Source organism: Thiomonas sp. TH-17, assembly GCF_057473305.1.
In genome coordinates this window covers 1-8,006 of record NZ_JBYCKI010000289.1, presented here as the reverse complement: position 1 = coordinate 8,006, position 8,006 = coordinate 1, and the positions used below count along the sequence as shown (strand labels likewise).

The window sequence follows — 8,006 nt, the reverse complement described above, 5'->3', positions numbered from 1 at the left end:
CCACAGCGATACCCGTAGGTATCGCGCGGATGGGCAACGCCGCCCTGGCGGCAAAGACGCGGTTTTATGTTCCAGATAGCGTGAAACACTGCACTAGTTTCCTTGACGCTCAGCCCGGCACGCGCAGCTCGAACAGGTGCTGCACCTTGGTCTGGGTAAAGCCCAGACGCAAATAGAACTGGTGGGTTCGCAGGCGCTCGGCGCGGCTGCGCACTTTCAGCACAGCCAGCGCCTGCGAGCGCGTCCAGTCGATGGCGCTGCGCACCAGCTCCGCACCCAGGCCTTCGCCGCGGTGCGCCTCATCCACGACCAGCCCGGCAATTTCCGCGCAGAGCCCAGACTCGAGGTGCAGCACTTTGAGCACATGCGTCCAGGCCACCACTCGCCCTTGCACTTCGGCCACAAACACCGCGTGATCGTCTGACGGCAAGATGAGTGCAAGCCGATCCCGCATGAGGGCCGCGGTGGCGGGATAGCCCAGTTGACCCGACAGTGCGGCGAGCGCCTCGGCGTCGCCCAACTCGGCCTTGCGAATCACCTCACACCTCTGCGATGAGTTCGATTTCCACTGCGGCGCCCATCGGCAACTGCGCCACGCCAAACGCACTGCGCGCATGCGCGCCGCGCTCGCCGAACACCTGCGCGATCAGCTCCGACGCGCCGTTGATCACCAGATGATGTTCGGTGTAGCCGGGCGCCGAGTTCACCAGCCCCAGCAGTTTCACCACGCGCTTGACCCGCTCCAGATCACCCACTGCGGCCTGCAGCGTGCCCAGCAGATCGATGGCGATGGCCCGCGCTGCTTCCTTGGCGGTGGCGGTGTCCATATCGGTGCCCAGTTGACCGACCCACACCTTGCCCTCCTTTTTCGCAATATGGCCTGAGAGAAACACCAGATTGCCCGTCTGCACGAAAGGCACATAGGCAGCGGCGGGGGTGGAAACCGGGGGCAGGCTGATGCCCAGATCTTTGAGGGTTTGTGCAATCGACATGAAATTCTCCAATCCAAAAAGCTCAGTGTAGAACCAGCTCACGACACGACCGCGCATAAAAAAACGGGGCCAGCGGCCCCGCGAAACACTGCTTGGAGGAAAGGAAATTGAGGAAAGTTTTCAGCCGACCTGTACCGGCACGAAGATGCGGTTGCTGCCACGCTGAATCAGCAAGGCCACCGATTTACCCGCGCTCTTCAGGATGCCACGCACCTGATCGATGCTGTTGACCGACTTGCCGTCGACCGCAATCAGAATGTCGCCGGGCTGGATGCCGGCCTGTTCCGCCGGGCCGCTGACGCCCTCGACCAACAGCCCATGCGACACGCCGGCCTGCTGCTCTTCATTGGCGTTGAGCGGGCGCACCACCAGACCCAGCCCGCCGTGATCGCCCTGTGCGCCCGGGCTGGCCGAAGCGAGCGTCACGTTGTCGCTGAAGTTGCCCAGAACGGCGGTGATGGTCTGCTGCTTGTGATCGTGCCACACGCCCAGGGTCACTTTGCTGCCGGGCTCGGACAGACCGATCATCATCGGCAGATCGGCCGAATCGTTCACCGGCTGGCCGTTCACGCTGAGAATGATGTCGCCCGGCTGGAGACCGGCCTTGGACGCCGGGCTGTCTTTCTCGACCTGCGCGACCAGCGCACCGCGAGGGGTCTGCAGGCCGAAGGAGGTGGCCAGACTTTGCGACACGGTCTGCACCGCAATGCCAAGCCGTGCGTGCTGCACCTTGCCATGCTCGATGATCTGCTTGGCCACGCGCTCGGCCACATTGATCGGGATGGCGAATGACAGCCCTTCAAACGCGCCGGTCTGCGTGAAGATCTGCGAGTTGATGCCGACCACCTCGCCCTTGGTGTTGAACAGCGGACCGCCCGAGTTGCCGGGGTTCACCGCCACGTCGGTCTGGATGAAAGGCACCATGCTGTCGTCGGGCAGCGAGCGGCTCTTGGCGCTCACAATTCCCGCGGTCACCGTGTTGTAGAAGCCGTAGGGCGAACCGATGGCCAGCACCCAGTCACCCGGCTCCAGATTGGACGGGTTTCCCAGCCGCACCGTGGGCAGATTGGTCGCCGGAATCTTGATCACCGCGATGTCGGTCTTGGTGTCGTAGCCCAGCACCTTGGCCTTGTAGGTGCGATGGTCGGTGAGGGTGACGCGCACCGAGCTGGCGCCCTTGACGACGTGCGCGTTGGTCAGAATCAGCCCGTCCGAGCTGATGATGAAGCCCGAGCCCAACCCTTCGGTCGGCACTTCCTGCTGCTGGCCGTTATTGAATTGCTGAAAGAAGCGGAAGAACGGATCGTTCTGGAACTGCTTGGGAATCTGCTGCTGCTGCACCGTTTCCTTGGTTTCGCCTTTCACATTGATGTGCACCACCGCCGAGCCGTAGGCCTTGACGATGGAGGCGAAGTTCGGCGCGTTGACCACGGTGCTGGCCGCGGGCGCCGCGGGCGGGTTGTTGAACAAGGGCACGACCTTGTGGTTCATCTCAACCTGCGGCGCTGTTTCGGCATAGCTGAACTGATAGGCCATGGTGCCGGCCCCGGCGATGATGCCTGCTGCCGCCAGTGCGGCCCAGAGTTTTGACGAAGCCTTCGACTTTTTGCTTTGCATGACTGCCTCCGAAACGATCCAAACGAGTTGCGATGGTGGAATGTTCGCTGCCTTGCCTTAGACTCGGCTTAAGGGTCTGCGTCTGTCGCGTCCGATCTCTTTGTCTGCGAGGAAAACCATGTCATCACGTCCTGTTTTGCGTCCAGTTTCACCCGTCGTCGGCCTATGGCTCGCCAGCCTTCTGTTCTGCTCTGCCGCGCAGGCGCAGTCCCTTTCGCAGCCCACCCCGGCGGTGGTCGCTGGGGTGGTCGATCTGCAGGCCACGGCACAGGTCGAAGTGGTGCCCGACCTCGCGGTGATGACCCTGGCCGTGGAACGCAGCGGGGCTGACCCGGCCAGCCTCACCGCGCAAGTCAGCAAGTCGCTCGAAGCGGCTTTGAAGCAGGCCCGCACCGTGCCCGACATCGAGGCCAGCAGTGGGGCGTTCACCACCCAGCCACGCTGGAAAACGGTGAATAATCAGTCGCAACGCGACGGCTGGACGGTGCGCGCCGGACTGGTGCTCAAGTCGCACGACTTTGCCGCTCTGGGCAAGATGGCCGGGCAACTGGCGCAGCAGGGCTTCATGATCGAATCCAGCGGCTTCGAACTCTCCAAGGCCCTGCGCGACCGCGAGGAAACCGCGCTGATCGACTCCGCAATAGCTCGCTTCAAGTCCAAGGCCGCCACGGCCGCACGCGCGCTGGGCTACGGCAGCTACACCCTGCGCACCCTGAGCATCGAACCCACGCAGGGACAACTACCGCAGCCCCGCCCCATGATGATGCGCGCCGCCGCGCCCATGGCCGCAGAGCAAGCGCCCGCCGTACCCCTGGCCACCGGACGCACCCCGCTGCAGCTCACGGTGCAGGGGTCGGTGCAGCTCGCACGCTGATACGGCGCCTCTTTTCCCGCCTCTCAAGGAAACGCAGGGCCGCCCCAAGTTTCCTTGACCCCCGCGGGGGGCTGGCTGGGCGCAGCCCGGCCCTGGGGGCTCTCTCTATTCCCGCCTCTATTCCCCCTGCGCTTGCGGGCCCCTAAAATCGCGGGCTTGCCCCTCTTCCCTGCCGTCCCGCACGGCCCGGTATGCCTCACACCCAGCCAGAATTCGTTCTCACCCTCTCGTGCCCGGACGCCCCCGGCATCGTGCATTCGGTTTCCGGCCTGCTCTATCAAGCGGGTTGCAACATCATGGATTCGCAGCAGTACGGTGATGCCGACACCGGGCTGTTTTTCATGCGGGTGCACTTCTCCGCCCCGGAGCATCTGCAAGACGCCGCCCAGCTCGCGCTGTTGTTCGGCGATGTGCGCAAGCGCTTCGACATGCAGGCGCAGTTTCACGATCTGCGCATTCGCCCCAAGGTCGTCATCGCCGTCAGTCAGCACGGCCACTGCCTCAACGATCTACTCTACCGCTGGAAGGCCGGGCAACTGGCGATGGACATCGCCGCCGTCGTTTCCAATCACACCACCTTCGCCGACCTGACGCGCAGCTACGGCATCGAGTTTCATCATCTTCCCCTGAAAGCCGGAGAAGCCGCCGAAACCAAGCGGGCGCAGGAACAGGCCCTCTTCGGCGTGATGCAACAAAGCGGCGCGGCGCTGCTGGTGCTCGCGCGCTATATGCAGATTTTGAGCGCCGAGTTCTGCACCCAGCTCGAAGGCCGAGCCATCAACATCCACCACTCTTTCCTGCCCAGCTTCAAGGGCGCTCGCCCCTACGCGCAGGCCTATGCGCGCGGGGTCAAGCTCATCGGCGCCACGGCGCACTACGTTACCGCCGATCTTGACGAAGGCCCCATCATCGAGCAGGACGTCGAACGCGTCGACCACACCATGAGCGCAGCCGACCTCACCGCCGTCGGTCAGGATGTGGAGAGCGTCGTGCTCGCGCGCGCCGTACGCTGGCAGGTGGAACATCGCATTCTGCGCAACAGCCACAAAACCGTGGTGTTCCGCTGACCCGAAACAACGACCGAGACCCGCCATGCCGCGCCGCAAGCTCCCGCCCCAAACCCCCTGGACCAACTCGCCCGATGATGTCGAAGCCGCGTTCTACGAGGCACTTTCCAGCGGCAATCTCGACGCGCTGATGGCCCTGTGGTCGGAAGAAGACGAGATCTGCTGCATTCATCCCGGCGGCCAGCGGCTGGACGGTCAGGCTGCGATACGCGAGGGTTTCGCGCAACTGTTTGCCAACGGCGGTTTGCAGATCAATGCCGAGGTACAGCACCGCTGGCACAGCATGACCAGCGCCGCACACAGCGTGGTCGAACGCGTGCCGCTCGATGTGGACGGCCAGCCGCAATGGGGCTTCGTACTCGCCACCAATCTGTTCGTGCAGACCGCCGCCGGGTGGCGCATCGTGCTGCACCACGCCAGCCCCGGCGCGCCGCAGGCGCCGCTGTCCGCCATGGCGCCGAGCGACGTCCTGCACTGAGAGGGTGTGAACAAATCCGCCATGCCCGCTCGGTCTCCTTACCTGCACCGTGTTTTCGACCAAAGCCGCAACCCCCTACACCGCACCGCTTTGGCTGCCCGGCGGACAGTTGCAGACCGTGGTGCCTGCGTTGATCTCACGCTCCGGCGCGCGTCGCCCCGCGCTGCGCCGCGAACGCTGGACGGCGCCCGACGGCGACTTCATCGACGTGGACTGGCTGGACGCCCCGTTCGACCCCTCCACCCCCCTGCTGGTACTGTTCCACGGGCTTGAAGGCTCTTCGCAGAGCCACTACGCACAGGCGATCCTCGCCGCCTGCGCCCAGGTCGGCTGGCAATGCGCCGTGCCGCACTTCCGGGGCTGCTCGGGCGAAGACAACCGCGCGCCGCGCGCCTATCACTCCGGCGATTTCACCGAGATCGACTGGATACTCCAGAGATTCGCCCAGACCTGCCCGCTCGCCCCGCTGTATGCCGCAGGTGTGTCGCTTGGCGCCAATGCGCTGTTGCGCTGGGCGCAGGAAGAGGGCGCGGCAGCCAGCCAGCGGGTACGCGCCGTGGCGGCGATCAGCGCCCCGCTCGATCTGGCCGCTGGAGGCCGCGCCATCGCCACCGGCATGAGTTACCAGATCTACACCCGGCTTTTTCTGCGCACCCTCAAACCCAAGGCCCTGCGCATGATCGCGCGCCACCCCGGGCTCGCCGATCCGCAGCGCGTGCGACGAGCGCGCAATCTGGGCGAGTTCGACGATGCCTTCACCGCCCCCATCCACGGCTTCCGCGACGCGGCAGATTATTGGGAGCGCGCTTCCAGCAAACCGCATCTGCGCGAGCTTCGCGTTCCCACCCTCGTTCTCAACGCCCGCAACGACCCCTTCCAGCCCGCCTCCGTGCTGCCCGACGCTAGCGCCGCCTCAAACTGGGTACGGCTTGAGCAGCCCGCCCACGGCGGCCACGTCGGCTTTGCTCAAGGCAGCCTGCCCGGCCATCTCGACTGGCTGCCGCAGCGTCTGCTGCACTTCTTCCAACACGGAAACTAGCCCATGGACAGCGCCGTACTCCAAGCGATGGCCCGCTGGCCCAACGTGCCCCGCTGCACCGGATGGCTGGCGTTCGATCAGCGCGGCCAATGGTGGATGCGCAATCACGCTGGCCCCACCACCTGGCCTCGCGATGCACAGGGGCGACTGGAAAAAACCGACGCCGGCCCCGTCATGCACGCGGGCCTGGCCGCCTTCATCGGCCGCAACTACACCGTCGATGCCACCGGCGCGTGGTACTTCCAGAACGGCCCGCAGCGGGTCGATGTCAGCCTGGAAACCGCGCCGTGGATCATCCGCCTGCAACACAATGCCGAAGCGGGCGAGCCGTGGAGCACGCATACCGACCAGGCCTGCAACGTCGAATCCATCTGGCTGGATGATCGGGGTCAGGTGTGGCTGCGCACCGACCTCGGCCCCGGCCTGCTGCACAGTACTGACATGCCCCTGCTGGCCGACCATCTCGATGCCCCGGGCACACAACTCTGCCTGCCCAACGCCGCCCCCCTGACCATCGGCCACTTCACCGAGTCGCCTGCTGAGTTCTTCGGTTTCCGGCCCGATCCACCCTGAAGTTGGCGACAAAAAAGCCCGCAGATTGCGGGCTTTTTAGCGCAACGAAAGCGGGGAGCACCCCCTTCAACACTTACTTCGACTGAGCCACCATATAGTCCACAGCGGCCTTCACGTCATCATCACTCGCCGAAGAACCGCCCTTGGGCGGCATCATGCCGAGTTTGCCCGTGTAGCCATGAATCGCACGGTCATACAGCACCGCGTCGCCCTGTGCAATGATCGGCGCCCAGGCTGCCTTGTCGCCCACCTTGGGCGCGCCCGCCACACCCGCACCGTGGCAAGCGATACAGGTTGATTCGTACAAGCCCTTGCCGTCCACCTTGGTCGCCGCAACCGGCACCGCGGCACCGCTGCTTGAGCCCGCCGGCGTTGTCGCTGCAGCAGAAGCCGCCGGCGCCGCAGCGGCTGTCGTCATCGAGGCCGCATTCTGCTGTGCCGCGGCCTGACTGCTGGCCGCGACTGCGGCAGAGCCCACCGGAGCAACCCGCGCATCCACCTCAGCCGTCGCCAGAGCCTCCGAACCCGCCGGTGGCTGGCTGCTGCTGCCGATGTAAAACGCAATCAGCAGCAACAAGACGATAGGAACAATGAAGCCAATGCCCATCACCACCAGAATCTTGCGCAGAGTCGGCGCAAAAGGCAGATCAGACACATCGTCAGAACTGGAAGAAGCTGAATGGGAATTCGAGTGCGGTGCGCTCATAACGGTCGAGTGTAAAAAGTGGAAATCTGAAAAATTGCAGACAACATGATATGCGTTGCTCACGATCCCTCGACGGGGTCAACCCCAACACCGCCCGCCAGAGCCCCTGAATTTGATTTGCATCATATTCGGAAACATCCTGTAACGCGACATAGCGTCGCACCCCGTTGACCGAACCTCAAGTCAAATCTGCAGGCAGCCAAAGCAAAAGCCCTCCTGACATTACGGCCGCGACAGCCCCCGAACAGGTTAAGATGTTGCGTTGCACGGAAGTCACATCGCACCTTCCGCCTGCGCCCGTAGCTCAGTGGATAGAGTATTGGCCTCCGAAGCCAAGGGTCGCTGGTTCGATCCCAGCCGGGCGCACCATTTTTGCAGCAGAACCAAGACTCGCTTGTACTGGCTTGCCCCCTGGGAAGCGGGCCGTTTTGCATCCGGTGCCGGTCAGCGGCAATTTCCTCCGGTCGTAAGCAAAAAGCACTAAGGACGCCCCATCGGATTCTGCTTCAATGCCCCGGGTCATGCCCCATGAAGCATCCGGATGCCAAAATACAAGCCGGACTTCTGCAAACAAAAAACCCGCTGTCTCAAAGGAGAACAGCGGGTTTTTCGGACTTCCTTGGACTTCTTAAAACAGAATCTTGGCGGAGACGAAGGGAT

Annotated in this window: 9 protein-coding genes and 1 tRNA gene; 6 read left to right on the top strand and 4 right to left on the bottom strand. The window is 63.9% G+C overall.

What is annotated here, in order from left to right; genetic code table 11:
- Nucleotides 1-109: 109 nt before the first annotated feature.
- The 3 genes from AC2VLV_RS16220 to AC2VLV_RS16210 form a co-directional block, all read right to left on the bottom strand.
- Complete coding sequence (locus AC2VLV_RS16220; RefSeq protein WP_486990950.1) at nt 110-538, bottom strand: GNAT family N-acetyltransferase; 429 nt, start codon at nt 536-538, stop codon at nt 110-112.
- Between the two features lies 1 nt (nt 539).
- Nucleotides 540-992, bottom strand: a complete 453-nt coding sequence (locus AC2VLV_RS16215; protein ID WP_486990949.1) for a RidA family protein — start codon at nt 990-992, stop codon at nt 540-542.
- A gap of 120 nt (nt 993-1,112) precedes the next feature.
- Nucleotides 1,113-2,609 (bottom strand): Do family serine endopeptidase, encoded by a 1,497-nt coding sequence (locus tag AC2VLV_RS16210; protein WP_486990948.1) that lies wholly within the window; start codon nt 2,607-2,609, stop codon nt 1,113-1,115.
- Between the two features lie 118 nt (nt 2,610-2,727).
- On the opposite strand from AC2VLV_RS16210, the gene AC2VLV_RS16205 reads away from it, so the two are divergent.
- The 5 genes from AC2VLV_RS16205 to AC2VLV_RS16185 all read left to right on the top strand — a co-directional run bounded on the left by AC2VLV_RS16205 (nt 2,728) and on the right by AC2VLV_RS16185 (nt 6,640).
- Entirely contained in the window at nt 2,728-3,483 is a 756-nt protein-coding gene (locus AC2VLV_RS16205; protein WP_486990947.1) for an SIMPL domain-containing protein, read from the top strand.
- Between the two features lie 191 nt (nt 3,484-3,674).
- Nucleotides 3,675-4,550: a formyltetrahydrofolate deformylase gene (gene purU, locus AC2VLV_RS16200; protein ID WP_486990946.1), complete on the top strand. Its 876-nt coding sequence runs from the start codon at nt 3,675-3,677 to the stop codon at nt 4,548-4,550.
- A 25-nt stretch (nt 4,551-4,575) separates the two neighbouring features.
- On the top strand, nt 4,576-5,028 hold the full coding sequence (locus AC2VLV_RS16195; RefSeq protein WP_486990945.1) for a YybH family protein: 453 nt from the start codon (nt 4,576-4,578) through the stop codon (nt 5,026-5,028).
- 49 nt (nt 5,029-5,077) lie between these two features.
- Nucleotides 5,078-6,067: a YheT family hydrolase gene (locus AC2VLV_RS16190; RefSeq protein WP_486990944.1), complete on the top strand. Its 990-nt coding sequence runs from the start codon at nt 5,078-5,080 to the stop codon at nt 6,065-6,067.
- Nucleotides 6,068-6,070: 3 nt separating this feature from the next.
- A complete protein-coding gene (locus AC2VLV_RS16185) occupies nt 6,071-6,640 on the top strand; it encodes a DUF2946 family protein (protein ID WP_486990943.1) in 570 nt (189 codons plus the stop codon).
- A 73-nt stretch (nt 6,641-6,713) separates the two neighbouring features.
- Here the strand turns inward: AC2VLV_RS16185 and AC2VLV_RS16180 are convergent, their stop codons facing one another.
- Nucleotides 6,714-7,295: a c-type cytochrome gene (locus tag AC2VLV_RS16180; protein WP_486990942.1), complete on the bottom strand. Its 582-nt coding sequence runs from the start codon at nt 7,293-7,295 to the stop codon at nt 6,714-6,716.
- 344 nt (nt 7,296-7,639) lie between these two features.
- Here AC2VLV_RS16180 and AC2VLV_RS16175 point away from each other — a divergent pair.
- Nucleotides 7,640-7,715: transfer RNA gene (locus AC2VLV_RS16175), tRNA-Arg, on the top strand.
- Nucleotides 7,716-8,006: the final 291 nt, after the last annotated feature.

What these genes read in the sequence shown, in the direction of transcription:
- AC2VLV_RS16215 (WP_486990949.1), bottom strand. Translation starts at nt 992, where the DNA reads ATGTCGATTGCACAAACCCTCAAAGATCTGGGCATCAGCCTGCCCCCG.
- AC2VLV_RS16210 (WP_486990948.1), bottom strand. Translation starts at nt 2,609, where the DNA reads ATGCAAAGCAAAAAGTCGAAGGCTTCGTCAAAACTCTGGGCCGCACTG.
- AC2VLV_RS16205 (WP_486990947.1), top strand. Translation starts at nt 2,728, where the DNA reads ATGTCATCACGTCCTGTTTTGCGTCCAGTTTCACCCGTCGTCGGCCTA.
- purU (WP_486990946.1), top strand. Translation starts at nt 3,675, where the DNA reads ATGCCTCACACCCAGCCAGAATTCGTTCTCACCCTCTCGTGCCCGGAC.
- AC2VLV_RS16195 (WP_486990945.1), top strand. Translation starts at nt 4,576, where the DNA reads ATGCCGCGCCGCAAGCTCCCGCCCCAAACCCCCTGGACCAACTCGCCC.
- AC2VLV_RS16185 (WP_486990943.1), top strand. Translation starts at nt 6,071, where the DNA reads ATGGACAGCGCCGTACTCCAAGCGATGGCCCGCTGGCCCAACGTGCCC.